Source organism: Streptococcus parasanguinis CC87K (genome assembly GCF_000507765.1).
Lineage (GTDB): Bacteria > Bacillota > Bacilli > Lactobacillales > Streptococcaceae > Streptococcus > Streptococcus parasanguinis_J.
The window spans coordinates 10,829-34,127 of record NZ_KI669404.1 but is presented as its reverse complement, the minus strand read 5'-3'; the positions used below and the strand labels follow the sequence as shown (position 1 = coordinate 34,127).

General features: G+C 43.2%; 20 protein-coding genes and 1 pseudogene. 3 read left to right on the top strand and 18 right to left on the bottom strand.

Translation table 11 applies throughout. From position 1 onward, the window contains the following. Nucleotides 1-6: 6 nt before the first annotated feature. Genes HMPREF1195_RS09425 through HMPREF1195_RS09410 form a run of 4 tightly spaced genes read right to left on the bottom strand, consistent with a single transcriptional unit; the run spans nt 7 to nt 4,013 of the window. Nucleotides 7-825 (bottom strand): PTS system mannose/fructose/sorbose family transporter subunit IID, encoded by an 819-nt coding sequence (locus HMPREF1195_RS09425; protein ID WP_023920055.1) that lies wholly within the window; start codon nt 823-825, stop codon nt 7-9. Further along, entirely contained in the window at nt 812-1,726 is a 915-nt protein-coding gene (locus HMPREF1195_RS09420) for a PTS mannose/fructose/sorbose/N-acetylgalactosamine transporter subunit IIC (protein ID WP_023920053.1), read from the bottom strand. The genes HMPREF1195_RS09425 and HMPREF1195_RS09420 overlap by 14 nt, the downstream gene beginning before the upstream one ends. Before the next feature lie 26 nt (nt 1,727-1,752). After that, entirely contained in the window at nt 1,753-2,229 is a 477-nt protein-coding gene (locus tag HMPREF1195_RS09415; protein WP_003009322.1) for a PTS sugar transporter subunit IIB, read from the bottom strand. After that, the gene (locus HMPREF1195_RS09410; RefSeq protein WP_023920051.1) at nt 2,226-4,013 is read right to left on the bottom strand and encodes a glycoside hydrolase family 35 protein; all 1,788 of its coding nucleotides are present in this window, start codon (nt 4,011-4,013) and stop codon (nt 2,226-2,228) included. The genes HMPREF1195_RS09415 and HMPREF1195_RS09410 overlap by 4 nt, the downstream gene beginning before the upstream one ends. Before the next feature lie 133 nt (nt 4,014-4,146). Between HMPREF1195_RS09410 and HMPREF1195_RS09405 the strand changes: the two genes are divergently transcribed. Continuing rightward, on the top strand, nt 4,147-4,863 hold the full coding sequence (locus HMPREF1195_RS09405; protein ID WP_023920049.1) for a GntR family transcriptional regulator: 717 nt from the start codon (nt 4,147-4,149) through the stop codon (nt 4,861-4,863). Between the two features lie 338 nt (nt 4,864-5,201). Here the strand turns inward: HMPREF1195_RS09405 and purB are convergent, their stop codons facing one another. From purB to purD, 6 genes are all read right to left on the bottom strand, one after another. Then, nucleotides 5,202-6,500 (bottom strand): adenylosuccinate lyase, encoded by a 1,299-nt coding sequence (gene purB, locus HMPREF1195_RS09400; RefSeq protein WP_003013885.1) that lies wholly within the window; start codon nt 6,498-6,500, stop codon nt 5,202-5,204. Nucleotides 6,501-6,555: 55 nt separating this feature from the next. Next, on the bottom strand, nt 6,556-6,783 hold the full coding sequence (locus HMPREF1195_RS09395; protein ID WP_009731968.1) for a hypothetical protein: 228 nt from the start codon (nt 6,781-6,783) through the stop codon (nt 6,556-6,558). Nucleotides 6,784-6,791: 8 nt separating this feature from the next. Continuing rightward, on the bottom strand, nt 6,792-7,742 hold the full coding sequence (locus tag HMPREF1195_RS09390; RefSeq protein ID WP_023920047.1) for a ketopantoate reductase family protein: 951 nt from the start codon (nt 7,740-7,742) through the stop codon (nt 6,792-6,794). Next, nucleotides 7,743-8,834: a 5-(carboxyamino)imidazole ribonucleotide synthase gene (gene purK, locus HMPREF1195_RS09385; RefSeq protein ID WP_023920045.1), complete on the bottom strand. Its 1,092-nt coding sequence runs from the start codon at nt 8,832-8,834 to the stop codon at nt 7,743-7,745. Further along, complete coding sequence (gene purE / locus HMPREF1195_RS09380; protein WP_003015335.1) at nt 8,821-9,309, bottom strand: 5-(carboxyamino)imidazole ribonucleotide mutase; 489 nt, start codon at nt 9,307-9,309, stop codon at nt 8,821-8,823. The genes purK and purE overlap by 14 nt, the downstream gene beginning before the upstream one ends. A gap of 181 nt (nt 9,310-9,490) precedes the next feature. Continuing rightward, nucleotides 9,491-10,753, bottom strand: coding sequence for a phosphoribosylamine--glycine ligase (gene purD / locus HMPREF1195_RS09375; protein ID WP_023920043.1), 1,263 nt, complete (start codon nt 10,751-10,753; stop codon nt 9,491-9,493). 182 nt (nt 10,754-10,935) lie between these two features. Between purD and HMPREF1195_RS09370 the strand changes: the two genes are divergently transcribed. Further along, on the top strand, nt 10,936-11,955 hold the full coding sequence (locus tag HMPREF1195_RS09370; protein WP_023920041.1) for a GBS Bsp-like repeat-containing protein: 1,020 nt from the start codon (nt 10,936-10,938) through the stop codon (nt 11,953-11,955). A 54-nt stretch (nt 11,956-12,009) separates the two neighbouring features. On the opposite strand, the pseudogene HMPREF1195_RS11440 reads toward HMPREF1195_RS09370, so the two are convergent. After that, nucleotides 12,010-12,087, bottom strand: a pseudogene (locus HMPREF1195_RS11440) (IMP cyclohydrolase); the annotation flags it as partial. Between the two features lie 53 nt (nt 12,088-12,140). Then, nucleotides 12,141-12,650 carry an HXXEE domain-containing protein gene (locus tag HMPREF1195_RS09365; RefSeq protein WP_023920038.1) on the bottom strand — a complete coding sequence of 170 codons (510 nt, stop codon included), beginning with the start codon at nt 12,648-12,650 and terminating at the stop codon, nt 12,141-12,143. A gap of 167 nt (nt 12,651-12,817) precedes the next feature. Between HMPREF1195_RS09365 and HMPREF1195_RS09360 the strand changes: the two genes are divergently transcribed. After that, nucleotides 12,818-13,360 (top strand): TetR/AcrR family transcriptional regulator, encoded by a 543-nt coding sequence (locus tag HMPREF1195_RS09360; RefSeq protein WP_023920037.1) that lies wholly within the window; start codon nt 12,818-12,820, stop codon nt 13,358-13,360. 135 nt (nt 13,361-13,495) lie between these two features. Here HMPREF1195_RS09360 and purH read toward each other — a convergent pair whose 3' ends face one another. The 6 genes from purH to HMPREF1195_RS09330 all read right to left on the bottom strand — a co-directional run bounded on the left by purH (nt 13,496) and on the right by HMPREF1195_RS09330 (nt 23,196). After that, nucleotides 13,496-15,043, bottom strand: a complete 1,548-nt coding sequence (gene purH, locus HMPREF1195_RS09355) for a bifunctional phosphoribosylaminoimidazolecarboxamide formyltransferase/IMP cyclohydrolase (RefSeq protein WP_023920035.1) — start codon at nt 15,041-15,043, stop codon at nt 13,496-13,498. Nucleotides 15,044-15,056: 13 nt separating this feature from the next. Continuing rightward, nucleotides 15,057-16,049 (bottom strand): hypothetical protein, encoded by a 993-nt coding sequence (locus HMPREF1195_RS09350; RefSeq protein ID WP_023920033.1) that lies wholly within the window; start codon nt 16,047-16,049, stop codon nt 15,057-15,059. 3 nt (nt 16,050-16,052) lie between these two features. Next, nucleotides 16,053-16,601: a phosphoribosylglycinamide formyltransferase gene (purN, locus tag HMPREF1195_RS09345; RefSeq protein WP_023920031.1), complete on the bottom strand. Its 549-nt coding sequence runs from the start codon at nt 16,599-16,601 to the stop codon at nt 16,053-16,055. Nucleotides 16,602-16,785: 184 nt separating this feature from the next. After that, nucleotides 16,786-17,808, bottom strand: a complete 1,023-nt coding sequence (gene purM, locus HMPREF1195_RS09340) for a phosphoribosylformylglycinamidine cyclo-ligase (RefSeq protein WP_023920029.1) — start codon at nt 17,806-17,808, stop codon at nt 16,786-16,788. A gap of 210 nt (nt 17,809-18,018) precedes the next feature. After that, nucleotides 18,019-19,458, bottom strand: a complete 1,440-nt coding sequence (gene purF / locus HMPREF1195_RS09335) for an amidophosphoribosyltransferase (RefSeq protein ID WP_003009289.1) — start codon at nt 19,456-19,458, stop codon at nt 18,019-18,021. A 12-nt stretch (nt 19,459-19,470) separates the two neighbouring features. After that, nucleotides 19,471-23,196, bottom strand: a complete 3,726-nt coding sequence (locus HMPREF1195_RS09330) for a phosphoribosylformylglycinamidine synthase (protein ID WP_023920026.1) — start codon at nt 23,194-23,196, stop codon at nt 19,471-19,473. Between the last annotated feature and the right edge of the window lie 103 nt (nt 23,197-23,299).

Here is a 23,299-nt window from a genome sequence, read left to right as displayed (position 1 = left end):
ACTCCATTATGCCATTCCAAAGAAGAAGTGGCCAAATGCTGAGAATGCGATTGCTGCAAGGATGATGAGCAAGATAGCTTTTGTAGAGTTCATACCCTTACGTCCAAGCAACCAGTAGATTACACCTGTGATGATAGCTGGTACCAAACGTGGGAAGATAAGGTTGAGCATATCTTGAATTTCAATCGCTTTGTCCCCAATGTGTGGAGTCCAAGAAACTTCAACACCAATCATGCTCGCAATCAAGGCACCAACCATGAAGATACCCAGAACGGCAGCTGCGTCGATCAAAGCTGTCAAGGTACTTTGCATGTTGTTGATGAGGTTAACCCCTTCTTTATAGGCAAATTCCAACTGTTTCCAACGGAAAATGTCATAAGCAACTGCCACAGCGATCCACAAGAAGATACCGGCTGGGTTTCCTGCAATAGCCAAAGTTGCTGCGATTGAACCCATAATAGCTGGTACCAATGATCCAAAGATTGAGTCCCCAAGAGGGGCAAATGGTCCCATAAGACCTGTCTTGATCCCGTTCACCGCATCTTTTGATTTGACACCATCTTTTTCTTCCAAAGCAAGGTCAAAACCAGTGATAATAGTGTGGAAGAATGGAGAAGTATTGAAGAATTGCGTATGCAATTTCATCATTTCTTTCAATTCAGGTGTGCCGTCTCCATACATTTTCCGCAATTGTGGAAGAAGCATGTAAAGGTAACCAGAAGCCTGCATCCGTTCGTAGTTCCAACCCAATTGGAAGGTGAAGAGGCTACGTTTGTTAATTTGTTTAAAATCTTCTTTTGTTAGTTTGTAATTAGAATTCGTCATCTTCAATTTCCCCGCTTTCTACATTGCTTGCTGGAGCAGCTACAACTGTACGTTGGCTGTTTTTGAAGTGTTGTACTGCAAGGAAGATACCGATGATGGCAATACCAATCATAGATACACTCTTGAAGTTGTTAACAAAAGTAATAGCTTGTTCTTTTGGAAGTTTAGCGAACACATCAGAACCAACAATGCTAGACACTGCAGCACCAAGGCTTTGAACATTGCTATAAAGCACTGTCAACATTGCTGTTAAGCCAAAGCCAAGTGCTAAATAGTGAAGGTTACGACGAACAGGAAGGTAACGAAGCAAGATCGCAAATCCAAGACCTGGAAGCATTTGACCTGCAAGTTTCAGACCGTTTGCCAACCATTGTACATTAGCAAGACCTGTAACAACAGTTTCTACGAAAGAACCACCAAAGGCAAGAGCCAAGAAGACTGGAAGGGCACGAGAAAGAGCCCAAGGAACAGCACCAAGAAGGTAGTTGCGTTCAATTCCTTTATAGTCGTAACGTTCGATCGCAGCATCTACACGGTGAGCGAAGTAAGTTGTAGTCATACGACCAAGAATATCAAAGTAGGTCAACAAAGTTGCTACCGGCACAGCGATTGTAGCAATAGCAATCTCTGGATCAATCCCTTTTGCTACTGAAAAGGCAGTTGCAAGAACGGCACCAGATGTTGCGTCAATACGAGAAGCTCCACCGAAAGTACCAACACCGAGCACTGTCAATTGGAGAGAAGCTCCGATAAATAGACCTGTCTTTAAATCTCCCATAACAAGTCCTGTAATGAAACCAGCAAAGACTGGTGAGCCTGCTGATGAAACAATCGTCAACTCATCACAGATTTGATAAGCTGAGTACAAAGTAAGTAGTAAAATTTGCCACCATTGTATCATGACAATTTCCTCCTAAAAATTTTCTTTTACTTTAATAACTTCATAAAGTCTTCTGCAGTGTCGTTTGGCACCATCTGAGACGTAATCTTTACACCTTTTTCGTGGATTTTGTTGAAGTCTTCCACATCCGCGTCCACCACATTGATCGAGCGGGTAATCGCACGTGTCTCATCAGATTGAGACATATTGCCGACATTCAGCGTTTCAAGCTGAACGCCTGCTTCGATCAAACGAAGGAAACGATCAGGTTTGCGAGCTACGATAAAGAGTCGTTGGCTATCATATTTTCCAGCCAAGATATTTTCCGCAGCCTTTGCGACTGGCAAGATACTGAGCTTAACACCAGGTGGTGTCGCTAGTTTCAAGCCACTTTTTTCAATATCATTTTGAGCGACTTCATCATCGATCACCATGATACGTGAAACATTTAGTTTGGTAGTCCAAAGATTGGCTACCTGCCCGTGGATCAAACGTCCATCGATACGGCATCCTACAATAGTCATAAGTTTTCCCCCTTTACTTCTTTGAATGTAGGTTGTTGAACAAGTTCAAGTGTCTCTTGGTAACGCCCTTCTGTCTCAAAGACGATCAGGCTATTGGCTCCTTCTTTGAGGAAACCATGAGGCACGTAAAGTGAAGTGGTCGGTCCGACTTCCCAGAAGCGGCCAAGGTTGTGGCCATTGACAAAGACGACCCCTTTCCCAAATCCTGTCATATCCAGATAAGTGTCAAGGGTGTGGTCCAGCTGAAAATCATATCGGTAAAAGGCTGGAGCACCTGCCTGCCATTCCTTTGAAAAATCGAGCTGACTGAGATCTTGTAAATCCAGTGGGTACTGCTTCCAATGAAGGTGGAAGTGCAAATCCACACAGACACCTGTGCGAATGCCCTTGTGCTGGCTATCAGCTAAGAGCTTGTGCCCATAGTTGACACGTCCCATATTTTCAAGCAAGATTTTTAAATTCGTAACCGCTTTCTTTTTTCCTTTGATAAAAAGATCTTCACCGATCTCTGTTTGGTATTGTGTTGCTACATGTTGATCATCCAGGTAAATCTGTACCCGATCCCGACCATCAATGATGCGCAGTCTTTCTTCTTCCGCATCCAACTCAAGGTCTGTCTCATATAGGAGATAACCTGTGGTTTGCCCCAACTCTTCCATCTTTTCGGGATAAAGGCTGGTCTCGACTTGAGCCAAATTATCCAGATTCCCAAAAAGACTAGTCTTGGCCGCCAATTGCAAGGTTTGTTCTGGTAAACACTCTTTGATAAGTGGTTCTTGCTGTGGGTATTCCGAATAATAGGTCGCCATCATCTTTTGAATGGCATAATACTTCTCCGTCGGATTGCCCTGCTCATTGAGCAAAGCCCCATAGTCATAGGACGTCACCTGTGGCAAATCAAGCGTCCCCCGAGCTGAACAACCATTCATGAAGCCAAAATTGGTTCCGCCATGAAACATGTAGAGATTAATGGAGCCAAGCTCCAAGACCTCATGGACAGCTTCAGCCAACTCCTCTGGGTCCCTTTGAATCACAGGTTCTTTCCAGCGGGTAAACCAGCCATCCCAGAATTCCATACACATCAAGGGCCATTTCTTGCCGTATTCGTCAAAGAATTCTTGCATCTGACCGAAGTTATAGGCTGCTTTGGAACCGAAGTTTCCCGTCACGAAGAGATCTTCTTCGATCAAGGTTCCTGTTCTTAGCGTTGCTCGCCATGGTCCATCTGATGTAAAGAGAGGACAGGTCACGCCTTTTTCCTTCATCAAATCCCGAATGGCACGAAGATAATCCTTGTCTTCTCCATAAGAGCCGTACTCATTTTCCACCTGCATCATGAGGATTGGACCACCCTGATCCACTTGGTAGGGTGTTAACAACCCAAGCAAGCGATCATAATAACGATCCACTGCTTCGATAAAGGCTGGGTCTGATGAGCGGATTCGCAGGTCTTCTTCCAAGAGCCAGGCTGGTAATCCACCAAATTCCCACTCTGCACAGATAAAGGGCGACGGCCTTACAATCATGTAAAGTCCTAGGGACTGGGCTGTTTGAATGAAACGCTCTAGATCCAATCGACCACTAAAGTCAAACTGCCCTTTGCGGGGTTCATGCGCATTCCAAGGGACATAGGTCTCAACCGTGTTAAAACCCAAAGCCTTTAGATTATACAAGGAATGATACCAGTCTGCTGGGTCAATTCGGAAATAATGGATCGCTCCGGATAAAATCTTGAAGGGTTGATCTTTTAAATAGAAAGCATCGCGAATCTCAAAAACTCCCATAAACGCCCCCCCTTTCTTATATGTAACCCTTTTCATTTATTAATATAATAAATTATTTAAAAAATGTCAACACTTTTATAAAAAATATGTTAAAATAGGGTTAAATAAGAGAAATCTAAAGAGAGGTAGCACTATGGCAATTCCAAAGTACCAACACATCAAAGATGAATTGAAGCAGCAAATTATCTCCGGAAAATTTGAAAATGGAGATAAATTTTATACTGAAGCTGAACTCATTAAAATTTATGATGTCAGCTCTATCACCGTTGTCCGTGCTTTGAACGACCTCGCTGCTGATGGCTACATTGTCCGTCAGCAAGGAAAAGGAACCTTTGTTTCTCGTGCTCGAAAACACAAACTGGTTGAATTTTCAGATGTTGAAACCTTCCCAATCCAAAAGGCCAAAGTCAAAGTTCTCTCTATTAAACGTGGAAATACCTTAAGCATCCTAGACAAACTAGGCCTCAACCCAACGCAATTCTACTATAAGATCGAACGGACTCGCCAGACAGGGGATGATACCTATATCTTCCACCAAACCTATGTTCCTGAACAATACATCAATCCAAACTATCCAAATTTGGAATACTACAGCTCTATCTATGATCGCTTCAAAGAAGACTACCACATTCATATGAATGACGAGCACTTCGAAGAAGTCAACGAAATCGTCTTTCCTACACCAAGCAAGATTGCTAAAGTATTGAAGATCGATGAAAATTTCCCAACGGTCAAACAAGTGAAGACGACCAAGCTAGAAGCGACTGGCCAAATCCTTGAATACACGGAAACCTATAAACGCGGTGACTACTACAAGATCAAGTTCATCTCCTGTGACCGCGATCACTAAGAACCAAAAAGACTGAGACATCTCGGTCTTTTTTATAGCTCCAGTATAGCATGTTAAAAACGATTTCTAAAGACCTCTTTAAAAATATATATAATTAGTGATAGTTTAGCTATAAAAAGTTTAAAAAGAGAGTGGGACAGAAATCGGTAATTCGTTAGAATTCGATTTCGTCGTCCCACCTCCGCACAGTTGAGTAGGGCTGTAAAAGCTGATGAAATCAGCGTATTAGAGCCCACTCAACCACTGCGTCTTGCAGTTAGTCTTATCAAACATCAAAGGCTGGACAGTTTTTGCCCAGCCTCTTTCGTCTATTTTTCAAATTCCCTTTTTCGTTGCGATTAGTCACCCAAACCGATGCGTTCGAAGATTTCATCCACCCGTTTGGTGTAGTAAGTTGGGTTGAAGATTTCGTCGATCTCTTCTTGAGTGAGACGTGAAGTTACTTCTGGATCTGCTTCAAGAAGTGGTTTGAAGTCTACTTGGTTATCCCATGATTGGGCAGTCTTCGGTTGAACAAGGTCGTAAGCTTGCTCACGTGTCATCCCTTTTTCAATCAAAGTCAACATGGCACGTTGGCTGAAGATCAAACCAAATGTAGAGTTCATGTTGCGAATCATGTTTTCTGGGAAGACTGTCAAGTTCTTAACGATGTTTCCGAAACGGTTGAGCATGTAGTCAATCAAGATGGTTGTGTCTGGTGCGATGATGCGCTCAGCTGATGAGTGAGAGATATCACGTTCGTGCCAAAGGGCTACGTTTTCATAAGCTGTGACCATGTGACCACGGATAACACGCGCAAGACCTGTCATGTTTTCAGAACCGATTGGGTTACGTTTGTGCGGCATTGCTGAAGATCCTTTTTGACCTTTAGCAAAGAATTCTTCCACTTCACGTTGTTCAGATTTTTGAAGACCACGGATTTCAGTCGCCATCCGCTCGATCGAAGTTGCGATGCTCGCAAGAACTGCAAAGTACTCAGCGTGAAGGTCACGAGGGAGCACCTGTGTAGAGATTTCTTGAGCACGGATACCCAATTTATCGCAGACGTATTTTTCAACAAATGGTGGGATGTTAGCAAAGTTACCAACCGCACCAGAAATCTTCCCAGCTTCCACACCAGCAGCAGCATGCTCAAAACGCTCAATGTTGCGTTTCATTTCGCTGTACCAAGTTGCCAATTTAAGACCAAAAGTTGTCGGCTCAGCGTGCACACCATGAGTACGACCCATCATGATAGTGAACTTGTGTTCTTTGGCTTTGTCAGCGATGATGTTGAGGAAGTTTTCAAGATCCTTGCGGATGATATCGTTGGCTTGTTTGTAGAGGTAACCATAGGCCGTGTCTACCACGTCAGTAGAAGTCAAACCATAATGAACCCACTTGCGCTCTTCACCAAGCGTTTCAGAAACCGCACGTGTAAAGGCCACCACATCGTGACGAGTTTGCTGCTCGATTTCCAAAATACGGTCGATGTCAAAGTCCGCTTTTTCGCGAATCAAAGCCACATCTTCCTTAGGGATTTCCCCCAACTCAGCCCAGGCTTCGTCAGCCAAGATTTCCACCTCAAGCCAAGCACGGTATTTATTTTCTTCAGTCCAAATGTTCGCCATTTCTGGGCGAGAGTAACGTTCGATCATGTTTTTATTTTCCTTTCTTTTGATGTTTTACATCAGTTAGCAACTGGCAATCACTTTATTCAAATTCTTCTTTCCCAATCCACACTGACGGATAATGATCCAGTGTATTCAAATCCGTATCCAGCGGCAGATCATAGATGGCTAAATAGTTTTCAGGATATTGAGCAGTCAGCTCTTCATACTTAGCTTTCACTTTTTCGTGATCGCTACTAGCATACAAGACTTCGACGACTGCCCCAGTCTTCTCTTTTTCGACAAATGCGTTGACAATGAGTTGAATCATAAAACCTCCTAAATCGAAATGCCCTTCATATTTGCTTCCAGAAAAGGCATCTTCACACCTAACTCCTGACCAGTCTGATAAACACTTTGACAACAATAGAAGATGTCCTGTTTATCATTGTGTAAGGTCATGATTTTTCGGGTCAGCTCATTTTTCGCAAACATGACTTTCATGGCTTTGCCAGCTATCCAAGCGGGAATTTTGTAGGGCAAGAGTTCGGCTTTGTAAAGCTTCAAATTCACGCCACGCGCTTCTACAACTTTCAAGGCTTCTCGAATGGCCTTGATAGCCAATGATAATTCCGATGAACTATTCATCAAGTTCAAAGCCAATTCTTCTGGATTTTCCAGATTTCCCGAACGTGCAGCTGTCGAAGTAACACCCGCATTAATCGCCATGTGAATCCAAATCCACTCGACCATATCATGAGGCACTTCCCACTTCAAATCTGCAGAAGTCAGTAAAGTCGTCAAATCAGAATAGTTAGAAATGTGTGCTTTTTGCTCACCTTCTAGCATTAAATGGTCGAACAAGACACCATCCAAATGGTCCTCCTGCATGTGACCTCCAGCTGTCGGAAAGGCCAGAATATAGTCATAATCTCCTGCCCACTCTTGGACATCTTTTCGTGTATTCCAGAAATTGCAGAAGAAAACGAGGGTGCCTTTGATATTATTTTTTCGCAAGGTTTCCACGGCTTCTTTGACAAAACCATGACGTACACTTAGAAAAATAAAATCATATTCCGAATCAGCTTCCGCCACATGAACCTCATAGGTGTCGTGTTTGTTTTCACCTTTGGAATGATAGCGACCATCTAGTAGATCAACCGACAACTCCTTCGGAGCAGTGCTTTTCTTACTATCTCTCAGTACGTGTTCCACTTGATGGCCTGCTTTTTGAAAGGCGTAGGCATAAGTAGTCCCGATGACTCCAAGTCCTAGAATCGCTATTTTCACTTAAAAATCAATCCCTTTCCCAAACTCTTCAACCTCATCTGGCACATCACTAAACAAGGTCACATGTCCCATTTTGCGGTTGTGCTTTGCTTCTAGTTTACCATATAAGTGGAGGTGAGCGCTTGGATTTTCTGTCACATATGTTTCAGCAGCTTCGACGTGTTGGCCGAGTACATTGAGCATGACAGCAGGCGCATGGAGGTGAATAGCAGGAAGTGGTGCTCCGAGAACTCCTAGAATATGGGTATCAAACTGTGAAAAGTCGCAAGCTTCGATTGAGTAGTGCCCTGAATTATGTGGGCGTGGCGCGATTTCGTTGACGATGATATCATCAGCTGTCGCAAACATTTCTACACAAAGTGTACCAGACAAGTTCAGTTGTTCTGCGATTCGCACTGCCATGGCCTTGGCTTTTTCAGCTAGACTTTCTGAAATGCGAGCGGGTACAATGGTTTTTGAAAGAATGTTGTTGCGGTGGATATTTTCCTGAACGGGGAAAACCGTCACGTCCTTGCCATTACCAGACACAATAACAGAAATCTCCAGGTCAAAGTTAACAAATTCTTCCAAGACACAGTCTGCTGAATCAGCCAGTGCATAGGCTTCTTCCAAATCGGCTTCGGAACGAATAACCTTCTGACCATGGCCATCGTAACCACCGGTCGCTGTCTTAAGGACATAATTTTTCGAGAGGTCGATATCTGCCAAGTCTTTGCTAGAAGTTACGACCTTGTAAGGGGCCACAGTGATTTGTGCTTTGTTGGAAAGAAAGTCCTTCTCAAAGATCCGGTTTTGGGAGATGCGAAGCAGGTCAGTTCCTTGTGGGAGCTGTCCTTCTTTGATAACAGCGTCCAAACCGTCAGCATCGACATTTTCAAATTCATAAGTGAGAACATCACAGCGATCAGCCAACTGACGAAGGGCGTCTACGTCGTCGTAAGGGGCCACGATGATTTCCGCCACACGAGAGGCTGGGCAATCCGCTGCTGGATCCAAGGCGATAACCTTGTGGCCCATGTAGATAGCTGAGATTGCCATCATCTGACCGAGCTGGCCACCACCGATGATCCCAATGGTTTTAGTTGAGCTCATTTGTAGACTCCTCTGCGATTTTTCCTTGTTCTTCTGCGAAATCCGCTAACGCTGTCGCAATAGCCTGGTCCTCTACTGAAAGAAGACGGAGGGCAAAGAGGGCAGCGTTGGTCGCACCTGCTTCACCGATCGCCATGGTTGCGACAGGCACCCCACCTGGCATCTGAACGATAGAATAAAGAGAATCCACACCGCTAAGGGCACGAGACTTGACAGGTACCCCGATGACTGGAAGAGTTGTTTTAGCAGCAACCATACCTGGCAAGTGAGCAGCGCCACCCGCACCTGCGATGATGACCTTGATGCCACGGCTACGTGCTTCTTCGGCATGTTTGAACATGAGGTCCGGCGTCCGATGTGCGGAAACAACTTTCTTTTCGTAAGCGACACCGAAGTTGTCGAGGACTTCAGCGGCTTTTTGCATGGTTGCCCAGTCGGATTTTGAGCCCATGATAATGGAAATTACTGGTTTCATTTTTTCTCCTTTTTTGATAATGGTCTTAGGTGGTGGGGACGGAAGCAAACCTTCGGTTTCATTCCTAAACATTGAGCCTAAGGTCTCAATGTTTCCCCCGACCAGAACAGAAACTGTTCTGGTCTTTTCACCACGGCGACCATTATCGGATTGGCGACTTCGTCGCGCTATTCTTGTACTTCTACTTTATTGCCTTACTACCAATGTCGTTTCGGTAGAACAAGCCTTCTGTGTTTTGTTTGTTGAGTTCGTTGTAGATGATGTTTTGGCCGTCTTTGACAGTATCTGCTGTTGTGACTAGCATATAAACGCGCCCTCCGTTTGAGAGGAGGTCTTGCCCGTTTTCAGCGAATTTGGCACCAGCATAGTAAGTGATGATGTCACCATCTGTCTTGGCTGGAAGTTTGACACCCTTCTCATAAGCGAGTGGATAGCCGTTTGAGGCCACAACCACGCCTAGTGTCACACCCTTGTTCGTCCACGTGATGGCTGGCTCTTTGCCATCCAAAATATCAGTGATGTTTTGTGCAAAGTCAGATGTCAAACGAGGCAAGATGATTTGCGTTTCAGGATCTCCAAAACGAGAGTTGAACTCGATGACTTTCGGTCCATCAGCTGTCAAGATTAGCCCCGCGTAAAGGACACCAAGGTAGGGACGCCCTTCTTTGATCATGCCTTCAAGAACTGGCTTGACAATGGTGTCAACCGCTGTGTCAACCACGCTCTGTGGCAAGTGAGGAACTGGCGCATAGGCACCCATCCCACCAGTGTTGGGACCCTTGTCACCATCGTAGGCACGTTTGTGGTCCTGAGCTGTTGGCATAATGTAGAACTTATCCCCATTGACAAAGGCAAAGAGTGAGAATTCTTCCCCGTCAAGAAATTCCTCGATGACCACACGCGCACCTGAATCACCGAATTTATTGTCCAAAAGCATCTCGTGAGCGGCTTCGACGGCTTGCTCAACTGTCTCCGCAACGACGACACCTTTCCCAAGGGCCAAGCCGTCTGCCTTGACGACAATTGGAGCGCCTTTTTCTTCGATGTAGGCCTTGGCTTCTTCGAAATCTGAAAATGTGCCATAGGCTGCTGTCGGAACATTGTATTTGACCATGATTTCCTTAGCAAAATCCTTAGACCACTCAAGCTCAGCTGCAGCCTTGGTCGGACCAAAAGCCTTAAGACCAGCTGCATTGAAATCATCCACGATACCAGCCGCAAGGGCATCATCTGGACCGATAAAGGTCCAAGCAATATCATTGACTTTTGCGAAGTCAATCAGCTTAGAATGTTCGGAAATTCCGATATTGATCAAATCCAGACCGTCTAATAGCATCCCGTCATTACCAGGAGCCACAAAAACCTGCTCAACGTCTGTAGACTCCAACAATTTCTTGGCAATCGCATGCTCACGACCACCAGATCCAACAACCAAAAGTTTCATCTCGAACCTCTTTTGCGAATTATTTTATTAAATTATATCATAATCGTTCGTTTTATTCTAATGATTTCAGCAAAAGTCTCCTATTTTCAGTAGAATCCAAACATTTTTTGCTATTTTCTCCTATTTCTCATTTTTTTCCGAATAGTATAGGTGAGACCTACTAATTGACGAAAAGGAGTATTATGCAAACGATCAAAAAATTTGTCGTACTGACTTGTGCGACATGGGGGATGCAAGCCTCTATTGCCCATGCAGATCAAGCGACCAATGCTATCTATGCCGAAAAAGGGCAACTGGTGATTCATCTCGGAAACGTCCCGGATAAGTATCAAAAGATCCAAGTTCCCGTCTGGTCTGACCAAAATGGCCAAGATGACCTCATTTGGTATCCTGTGGAACGCAGTGACAAGGGATTTGACCTACAAGTGCCATTGACCAACCATTCTGATCAAGCCGGACTTTATCATGTCCATGTCTATGGAGTGGAGGCAAATGAACAGCTAACCGGTCTTTACCCTCTCACGACCAGCGTCCAGCAAAAAGACCTCGCCTCCTCCCAACCCAAGATCACGATCACACCCATCTCCTCACAAGAATTTGAGGTAGACCTAAAGTTGTTCGAAGACGTTGACGAGATTGTCTTCCCCATCTGGTCTGAAGAAAATGGGCAGGATGATCTGGTCTGGTATCCCGCAAAGAAGATTGCACCTGGACACTTCCAACTGCGCTTTCAGGCTCAAAAACACAAGGGAAGCGGGTTATTTCACCTACATGTCTATCAGAAAAGCCAGGGACAACTAAAAGGGCTATTCCCCACTACCTTTCAAGTAGAAAAAGCAAAGCCAAAACTTACTCCACTCGCGACACATCCGGGAAACACCTATCCGATCGGTGAATGCACCTGGGGAGCCAAAGAATTAGCCCCTTGGGCCCACAACTGGTGGGGAAATGGCGGCATGTGGGCAGCTAGTGCACGCGCTGCGGGATTCCGGACAGGAGACACTCCAGAGGTCGGTGCCATCGCTTGTTGGGACAATGGGGGATATGGCCATGTCGCCTTGGTTACGGACGTCGAACATGACCAAAAAATTCAGATCCAGGAGGCTAACTACAACGGCCATCGCTATATCGACAACTTCCGTGGCTGGTTCGACCCGACCAATCCCGTCTGGGGAACAGTCACCTATATCTATCCCGATTAAGGGCTTCATGACCAGCAGAAACGGCACCCATCCATTGATGCGTGCCGTTTTTGATTAATGACGGAAGTGACGAACCCCTGTAAAGATCATGGTCAAACCATATTTATCAGCCGCTTCGATTGACTCTTGGTCACTTCTTAATTTTGTTCTTTCAGAAGCTAAAAATGGGTCTCAATTCATCATTTTTATTTCATATACTTTTCTAAGCTTATTTGAATTTTCGGCATGATTTGGTGCATGACTTTAAGATTCGTATAGGCTAATGCCATCGCTACGAAAAGATATGCAATGACTGACAGCAGAGAACCCTCAGAAGGCCAATAGTGGAAAATAATCATTAAAACAATGGGCAATTCTAGAGTTACTGTGACGACCCCGGGAACATAGCCTCTAAATTGCAGACACATGATATAATGGATCATGAAATGAGATGTATAAGCTATTACAAAAGCTAAATAGAGTACTGTGTTATGAGTCATCTGACAAAGACCAGAAATAAACAGCAAAATGACAAACTCCTCTAAAACACCTACTGCAAAGGCAGAGCCCTGCGTAACAGAACCAAAGAACGATTTCTTAAAAGTCACCAACTTTTGACGATACCGTTTTTTCCACAAGGGCATAAAGATCATTTCTTCAAAATCGTGTAAAATAAATAAAATAGGTAGCATCCAAACATCAAAAAGAATGCCCATATCTTTACCTCCTTAATAACAACTAACAATTGTACAATGTTAAACATCAATGATAATCATACATCGCGCGCAACACTTTTAGTATAAAGACAAACTGTTACAAAAACAAGAGGTTCAGTGAAATTGGCACAGTTTGAACAAAAGTGTGACAGGAAAGGAGAACTACTTTGGAATATCAAACACGGCAATGGCTAGAGGAAGCCTTGTTCGATTTATTAGCAACTAAGAAATCCCTGCATAATATCAGCATTGCAGAACTCAGTGAGCATGCTCAGATTGCTAGGCGCACGTTTTATCGTTATTATCATTCAAAAGAGGAGGTTCTTACGAACTATTTAGACCGCTTAATCCAAGACTATATCATTGAACTTCAAACAGAAAAACTGAGTAATTTTGAGGATTTAGTAAACTTTTTCTTTCGCTATTGGAGCCAGTACACTGAGTCATTAAAAATCTTGCAGAATGCAAACCTGCTCGTGCTTATCTTGCAAAGGGCTTATGATAAGCTTCCTGCTATTTATACCACTGTTATGGCACCTTGGCACATCACAAACACTAATCAAAAACAAATCACTTATGATAGTCGATTCATTACCGGCGGTTTCTACAATATTTTTGATGAATGGTTAAAAGGAGATTATCAGACAATGCCTGTTAACGAGTTAGTCACTACAGCATTGAATACCATAAAACGAATGAAGGATAGTTAAGTGAAAAAATGATTTCTAAAACTAAAATGCTTATTATTTTAGCCATACAAAAAGAGAAGACCACTTGTATCTTCTCTTTTTGTTAGCTATCAGTCATTCATGATAGTTGATAACGAGCTAATTTTTAAATACCCATCAATGTCTAAAATGTCTCACGCCTGTGAAAACCATAGTCAAGCCATATTTATCAGCCGCTTCGATTGACTCTTGGTCACGGACTGATCCACCCGGCTGGATGATCGCTTTAATCCCTGCTTTGGCGATTTCTTCCACGTTATCCGCAAATGGGAAGAAGGCATCTGACGCAAGAACAGCGCCGTCAAGACGGTCTTTAGCTTGGTCAATAGCAATACGAACTGAAGCCACACGGTTTGTTTGACCAGGGCCAACACCAAGTGTCATGTGGTCATTAGTCACGATAATTCCATTTGATTTGACATACTTGATGGCTTTCCAAGCAAACTCAAGAGCTGTTGCTTCTGTCTCCGTTGGTTGACGCTTGGTCACCACTTGCCAGTCAGCTGGGCTTTCTTTAACAACGTCTTGGTTTTGAACGAGGAGACCACCAACAACACCAGTGTATTCTGCTTCCACTTCACTAGCATCTTGAGCGTCAAATGGCAATTCAAGAATCCGCAAGTTTTTCTTCTTGGTTGTCAAAATTTCAAGCGCTTCATCTGTGTAGCTTGGTGCAATGATGATTTCAAGGAAGACACCGTGCATTTTTTGAGCTGTCGCAGCATCCACTTCACGGTTAAGAACGACGATACCACCGAAAATCGATACTGGGTCAGATTCATAAGCATAGTCCCAAGCCGTTTCGATATCGTCAGCTTGACCGATTCCACATGGGTTCATATGTTTCAACGCCACAACGGTTGGACGGTCTTTGAAATCGCGAATGATACGAATCGCAGCATCCGCATCACGGATATTGTTGAAGGATAATTCTTTTCCGTTGAGCTGTTTAGCGGATGCAATCGAATAGTCCGTTGGCAAGGCTTTTTGGTAGAAATCAGCGTCTTGTTGAGGATTTTCACCGTAACGCATAGCTTGTTTGAGGTCATAAGTCAAAGTAAGTTTTTCAGGCTTACTTTCACCCACTTGAGCTGTGAAGTATTCTGCGATCAAAGCATCATAGGCTGCTGTGTGGCGGAAGACTTTCGCTGCCAACCGTTGACGAGTTTCGTAACTTGTTTCGCCGTTTGCTGCCAATTCGTCAAGCACAACAGCATAGTCAGCCGGATCTACCACAACTGTTACGCTAGCGTGGTTTTTAGCTGCTGAACGAAGCATAGATGGCCCACCAATATCGATATTTTCAACCGCATCCGCGTAAGTCACGTCTGGTTTAAGGATAGTTTCCTTGAATGGGTAAAGGTTGACCACCACAAGGTCGATCAACTCAATCTTGTTGTCCTTAGCAGCCTCTAGGTGGCTATCGAGGTCACGACGAGCGAGGAGACCACCGTGGATATTTGGGTGGAGAGTCTTCACACGACCGTCCATCATTTCTGGGAAACCAGTCACATCGTCAATGGCAATAGTGTCTACTCCAGCATTATCAAGGGCAACTTTAGTCCCACCTGTTGAGATAATGTCCCAACCAATTTTTTTGAGTTCTTGGGCAAATTCAACAATACCCGCTTTGTCTGAAACACTAATTAGTGCGCGTTTAGTCATTTGTTCTCCTTACTTATTTGAATAGACTTAGGAAATCTGAGTTAAATTCATCTTCTCTTATCTTTCGTCTAGCTTTTAGAATATTATTTCTTGATAAAACTGCATTTTGACTTGAAAACTCATAAAAATAATCTATTAATTCACTATTTTCAATATCAAAAGTCTCTTTCATTCCAAATTCTGAATTAATAAATATATTAATCCTTTCAAACCATTCATTTCTACTTCTAAAAACAAAAACTGGTTTTTCTCCACCATTCTTCAAATAATTTGAAATTCGTTTCAAAATAATACTCACTGTGAAGTTCGTAAATTTTTCATCGACATCCGATAATTTAATATCTTTCTTATTCAGCGAAGCAAAAGGAACCAATTCTAAATTACATATATCTAACTTTAGGTACTTTTCTTTATTTTCCCAATCTAAGTTTTCTACCAAGAAAGCAACAGCTTTATCTACCAATAAATTCTCAGGCCTATTTTTACCTAATAATTCTGCATAATATTTTCTAATATAATAACACTCCGAATTAATAAACTGTTTTAGTTCTTTAAAATTTGGTCTCTTTTCAAAATTATTATAGATTATCTTAATTTCTTGATCGATTATATTCTCATTCTGCACAATTTTCTTAATTACATCATCTTCTTCCCATGTCTCACTACCCTGAAACATTCGTTTAATGTACTTTTCTTTTTGTGCAGATTTAACAAAACTATTAAAATTAATTTTATCCAAATCCCAAACAGCCTTAGCAACCCCAGGATTAAACAAACAAATATATAAATTCGCGTTTTCATAATCTCCTTGAACATGTGTAGGGATTATGTATCTTGTTGCAGGTTTGTATTTTTTTCTATTAGGTTCAATCCAAGAAAATTCATTATTCGGTTTTGTTAAACATTCAAGAAATTCATTAATCAACCTTATACCTTTATTATTTTTCCATGGATTATAGTCACTGACATTTTTATCCCAGTTTTTCAACTTTTCTTTAAAATCCATATTTTATCTCCTCTCCACTCCCAAACGTTCCAAGACTTCTGGATAGAGTTTGTACTCTGTTTCGTGGATGCGGGTTTCAAAAGTATCAAGGGTATCCCCTTCAAGGCGTGGCACACGGATTTGTTTGATGACCTTCCCAGTATCAACGCCAGAATCCACCCAATGAATGGTCACACCGCTCTCAGCAACGCCTGCATTCCAAGCATCCTCAATACCATGAGCACCAGGGAATTCAGGGAGATAAGCCGGGTGAATATTGATGATACGGCCTTCATAAGCTGCTAGCAAGGTTGGGCCAACGATTTTCATATAACCCGCCAAACAAACCAAGTCAATCTGGTGTTCATTCAAGAGTTTAACGATAGCTTCTTCATAAGCTGCTTTATTATCAAATTCCTTGAGTTCAAAGGCATGGCTCACCACGCCAAGGTTTTTGGCACGTTCTAAGACATAGGCATCCCGGTGATCGGAAAAGACAAATTCTACTGGAAATTGTTCCGCAATCACCTGAAAGTTTGAGCCGTTGCCAGAGGCAAAAACAGCAATTTTCATATTCGATACAAAGGGACGTTTCGGCTAGCCGAACAGTTTCGTAGAAAAATAGGAAATCATTGCTGGGTGCTTGCACACAAAATGATTTCTCTTTTTTCCTAGAAAATGAGTCCCGTGTTCAGTTAGGCTAGCTAACTAAACACTCCTTTCTACAATTTCTCCGTATAAAATGGTGATAGCACCATTATTTAATCACCACACTTGCGCCATCTTTCTTCACAATCCGACCAATTTCATAAACAGGTTCGTCAAGAAGTTCTTTGACACGTTCCACATTTTCTGGTTTCACTGCAAGCATGAGACCAATCCCCATGTTGAAAATTTCAAACATTTCTTCATGTTTGATTTGGCCATATTTTTCAAGGGCTTTGAAAATTGGAAGAACTGGCACTTTGCTTTCATCAATTTCAGCAGCCAAGTCATCTGAGAACATACGTGGTACATTTTCGATGAAACCACCACCTGTGATGTGAGCAATCCCATTCACCAATTCTTCTTTGATGAGTGGCAAAGCTGCTTTGACGTAGATACGAGTTGGTTCCAAAAGAACGTCTTTAAGTTTCTTCCCTTCCAATTCTGGGAGAACTTCTTCACCTGTGTAATCTGCAAAGACACGACGAACAAGTGAGTAACCATTTGAGTGGATTCCGCTTGAAGCAAGTCCAAGAATCACATCCCCTTTAGCTACTTTTGAACCGTCGATGATTTGAGATTTTTCTGCAACACCGACAGCAAACCCAGCCAAATCATAGTCATCTTCACCATACATGCCAGGCATTTCAGCTGTTTCCCCACCGATAAGGGCTGCACCAGCCTGCACACAACCTTCTGCAACACCAGCAACGACTTGCTCTAATTTAGCAGGTTCATTTTTACCAGTTGCGATATAGTCAAGGAAGTAAAGGGGCTCCGCACCTGCAGCGATGATATCGTTAACACACATAGCGACACAATCTTGACCGATGGTATCGTGTTTGTCGTACTTGATGGCAAGCATCAGCTTAGTACCGACACCATCTGTACCTGAGATCAAAACGGGCTCTTTGACACCTGTTTTTGAAAGGTCAAACATGCCACCAAAACCACCAAGAGCTCCCATGACACCCGCACGTTCCGTACGAGCAACGTGTTTTTTGATCCGTTCAACAACTTCATAACCCGCTTCAACGTCTACGCCAGATTGAGCGTATGCATTCTTATTTGTCATTTTTTAATCCTTTTCTTTTTTTGAGAAAGAGTGCGACGTATTTTTTGATAAACAATTTTTTTATCTAAAAATACTAGTCAGGTCTCTAGCTTTGGTCCCATAGGGCAAAGCGTCTACTGACAAATGCTTTAGCTTTTAGTCAGTAGTGAGACGTGGAGCATAAGCATTTTTATTTGTCATTTGTTTCATTCCTTTTCTTTTGCACTGCTCTTAATAGAAAGAAGTATGTTCTTTCAAACTTTCCACATAGCGTTCTTCGTAGTCATACAAAGGCGTTGGATATTTTCCATCAAAGTAAGCCACACAAAGACCGCCATTTGGAGCATCTGTATCAATTCCAATAGAATCAATCAAGCCATCGATTGACAAATACGTCAAGCTATCTGCACCAATGATATCGCGTGTTTCCTCTACTGTGTGATTGGCAGCAATCAATTCCTTACGTGTTTGAATATCGATCCCGTAGAAACATGGGTAGGCAAGGGCTGGGCTACCGATTGCTACGTGGACCTCTGTAGCTCCTGCTTCTTTCAATAACTTCACAATTCGACGTGATGTTGTCCCACGTACGATAGAATCATCGATCATGACAACCCGTTTGCCTTTCACGACACCGGATACGGCAGAGAGCTTCATCCGAACCCCTTGCTCTCGTAGTTCTTGTGTTGGTTGAATAAAGGTCCGTTGGGTATATTGGTTTTTAATCAAGCCCATTTCATTTGGTAGGCCAGATTCTTCCGCAAATCCCATGGCTGCGCTAAGTGATGAATTAGGTACACCGACCACAATATCTGCTTCATGTTTGAATTCACGTGCCAATTGAGCCCCCATACGTTTACGGGCTGTATGGACATTGACCCCTTGGATATTGGAGTCTGGGCGGGCAAAGTAGATATACTCCATTGAGCAAACAGCCAATTGGGTGTCCGTTGTATAGTTATCGTAAGTGATGCCGTTATCATCGATGATCACGACTTCACCCGGATTCACATCGCGGATCCACTCAGCACCAACCACTTCAAAGGCACAGGTTTCAGAGGAAACTACGATAGCGCCATTGGCCATTTTCCCAATCGAAAGAGGACGGAAACCATTTGGATCCAAGGCCGCAATCAGCTTATCTTCCAGCATGAGAAGGTAAGCAAATCCACCTTTCACCGTATTCAGGGCTTCTTTCACCTTACCCATGAAAGAAGGGTTGTGGCTCCGACGAATCAAGTGGGCCAAAATTTCTGAGTCAGAAGTTGAGCTAAAGATCGCCCCGTTATTTTCCAACTCCCGTTTGAGGGACTTGGCATTGGTCAAATTCCCGTTGTGAGCCAGTCCAAACTGGGTATCATGAAAGCGAAAGAGGAAGGGCTGGATGTTATCCACCGAAGCTTCCCCAGCTGTCGCATAGCGAACATGGCCAATCGCTCCCGTCCCCGTCAACTTATCCAAGTTAGCAGGATTTCGAAATACTTCTGAGAGAAGCCCCGTGTCACGATACCGTTTTAGTTGACCCGCATCATTTGAAAGGATCCCTGCCCCTTCTTGACCACGGTGTTGAAGACTGTGTAATCCGAAATAAGTCAGTTTTGCAGCATCTGGGTGTCCCCAGATCCCAAAAATACCACATTCTTCATTAAGAGATTTAACTTCGTATGTCATTTTGTATACCTTTTATTTTCCAGTAAAGTATTGAACTGCTGATGCAAAGAGATGTTGATCTTTATTTCCTGGAATATTTTGGAAGAGTCCGTCTTCGAAACGTTCTGAGTGTCCCATCTTACCAATAATTTGACCGTTCTTGCTGGTGATACCTTCAATCGCATTGACAGATCCATTAGGATTGTATTTTGAATCCATGCTTGGTTTACCTTCGAAGTCAACATATTGGGTAAAGATTTGACCATTGTCACGAAGCTCTGCGAATTCCTCAGCTGTCACGACAAACTTCCCTTCACCGTGTGATACTGGAATGGCATGGATGTCACCAACTTCTACTCCGGCAAGCCATGGTGAGTTGGTGTTGGCAATCCGTGTTTCAACCATCTTAGCCACGTGTTGGTTGGCATCATTGTAGAAGAGGGTTGGACTGGTGCTACTTGCATCTTCAAAGTTACCGTATGGAAGAAGACCTGATTTAACAAGAGCTTGGAATCCATTACAGATACCGATGATCAAACCACCTCGTTCGATGAAGCTATCAATGGCTGCACGTACTTTTTCATTGAGCAAGATGTTCACGATGAATTTAGCGGATCCATCTGGTTCATCCGCTGCTGAGAAGCCACCTGCAAAGAAGATAATGTTAGCTTTTTCGATATTGTCAACCATAGTGTCAACAGACTTGACAATAGCTTCTTCATTCAGTGTGACAAATGGTACCAAGTTGACTTTTGCACCTTCTTTTTCAAAGGCCTTAGCTGAATCGTACTCAGAGTTAGTACCTGGGAATACTGGGATGTAAACCACTGGTGTATCAACTGTTTCTTTAGCTTTGATCACAGCATCTGATGCCACAGCTGGTACTTCTTCCAACTCAGTTGCCTGTGCAAATTCCGTTGGGTAAACTTCTTCCAATTTACCTTGGAAAGCACTGTCAAGTTTATGTCCATCAAGCGTTACACCATTGACAGTAAGTGTAAAGTCAGCTGCTGTTTTTCCGATCGTAGCAACACCTGCAATTTCTTCAGGCGAAGTGAAAACGAATCCACCCAATTGGGCTGTCAAGCTAGTGTCAAGATTATCTAATTCAACATTAGCTCCGATATGGTTCCCAAATGTTGCAAGGGCAAGAGCTTCAACCACACCACCATATTTAACAGCTGATGTTGCTGTCACTTTGTGGTTAGTTTGGATGGCTTCAAATTGAGCAAAGTTAGACTTGATGAGATCAAAGTCAATTTCTTGTGCCAAAGCTTGACCTGGGATGTAATATATATTTTCACCAGCAGCTTTAAATTCTGGAGAAAGAACCTTACGGCTATCCGCAGTTGTTACCCCAAAAGCAACCAAGGTTGGTGGTACTGTCAATTCTTCAAAGGTACCAGACATAGAGTCTTTTCCACCGATAGATGGCAAACCAAGTTGAATCTGAGCTTCGATTGATCCAAGGAGAGCTGAGACTGGTTGACCAAAACGCTCTGCTCGTTTATCCATACGCTCGAAGTATTCCTGATAAGAGAAACGAGCCTTAGACCAGTTTGCACCAGCAGCAACCAAACGAGCTGTGGCTTCGATGACCGCATAAGCAGCGCCATGATATGGAGACCATTCTGCTACATAAGGGTTGAATCCTTGCGCCATAACAGATGCAGTTGTTGTCACGCCATGTTGGACTGGCAATTTCTGTACAGAAGCTTCCGTTGGTGTGATTTGGTAGCGACCACCAAGTGGGTGATTGACTGTTGAACGACCAACCGAGCTATCAAAGATGGTTTGTAAACCTTTTTGACTGGCATGGTTCAGGTCAGCCAAGACTTCAAGAGTATCCGCTTCAAGGGTTTCAGCAGATGTTTGACGTTCTTCTGGAAGCTTGACATCCTTGTCAACCACCTTAGCATCTACAACCACACGTACACCGTTTGTATCAAGGAAACGACGTTCCAAATCAACGATGGTTTCACCATTCCAGTGCATGACAAGATTTGGTTTTTCAGTTACTGTTGCAACGACAACAGCATCAATATTTTCTTTGTTACATTCAGCAACGAAAGCATCTACATCTTCTGGACGAACCACTACAGCCATCCGTTCTTGAGATTCTGAGATAGCAATTTCTGTACCGTTCAAACCTTGGTATTTCAATGGCACTTTGTCTAGATCAATTTCAAGACCATCTGCCAATTCACCGATCGCCACACAGACACCACCGGCACCAAAGTCATTTGATTTCTTGATCAGACGGGTCACTTCTCCATTACGGAAAAGACGTTGAATCTTACGTTCTTCGATGGCATTCCCTTTTTGAACCTCAGCACCAGCTGTTTCAACAGATTCAACCGTTTGAACTTTAGAAGAACCTGTCGCACCACCGACACCGTCACGTCCAGTCTTACCACCAAGCAAGATAATCACATCACCTGCTTCAGGTTTTTCACGAACCACATTTTCTTTAGGAGCCGCACCGACAACTGCACCTAGCTCCATACGCTTAGCAACAAAACCTGGGTGGAAGTATTCACGAACATAAGTTGTCGCCAAACCAATTTGGTTACCGTATGAAGAATAACCGTGAGCCGCTGTTTTAGAAATCACTTGTTGTGGCAATTTACCAGCGCGAGTTTCTGAAATTGGAGCCGTGATATCACCAGCACCTGAGATACGCATGGCTTGGTAAACGTAGGAACGACCTGACAATGGGTCACGAATGGCACCACCGATACAAGTAGCCGCTCCACCAAATGGTTCGATTTCCGTTGGGTGGTTGTGCGTTTCATTCTTGAACATAAGAAGCCATGGTTCTTTGACACCATTGACATCCACTTCAATTTCAACTGAGCAGGCATTGATTTCATCAGACACTTCCATGTCATCCAAACGACCATTAGCACGCTCATAACGGCCAAAAATAGTCGCCATATCCATCAAGGTTTGAGGTTTTTCGGTACGCCCCAACTCATCACGCATGGCAATATACTTGTCATATGTCGCTTGCAATTGTTTTTCAAATTTAGAAGCTGAGAAGTCGATATTCTTCAACTCAGTCTCGAAAGTTGTATGACGGCAGTGGTCAGACCAGTAAGTATCCAACACCTTAAGCTCAGTCTCAGTTGGTACACGTCCAATAGATTTGAAGTAATCTTGAATGAAGAGAAGGTCATCCACTTCCATTGCCAATCCTTGCTCAGCCTTATACTGTGCAAAATCTTCTGCCGTATAAGTTTCAAAGAAATCCAAGCTTGGAATGGTCTTATCAGACTCAGAGAAATCCTGTTTCGCAATGTCAAGAGTGATATCTTTGAAACGAGAATCCACTGGGTTCAAGAGGTAGTTTTTGACAGCTTCCAACTCATTCGTATCAATATCCTTGTTAACCAAGTAGAGTTGTGCTGTATTCACCGTTACATCATTTGAACTACCCAACAAAAGCAAAGCTTCTTGTGAAGATGCCGCACGTTGGTCAAATTGACCAGGCAAACTTTCAATGGCAAAGAAAGCATGCTTCTCAAGATCAGCCTTAACCTCAGCTTCATCCAAAACAGTATCGGTCACCTGCTCAGAGAAGATATGTTTTTCCGCACGCGCAAACAAGTCCTCTGCCAAACCAAAAACATCGTAAACCTGAACAATCCGAAGATCCTTCAAGGTTTTCAACTGAAGATTATGCTGTAATTCTTTTACTAAAGAGTCCGATTTCACACGAAAATCAGCTTTTTTCTCAACGAAAATACGTTTATCCATTTTATTTCCTTTATCTATTTCTACTTAAAGATTGTAGTGAAGACCAAGTATTCTATTTGTAAAAGGCTACTTCAATCCTTGCAATTTTTCCAATACAACTTCA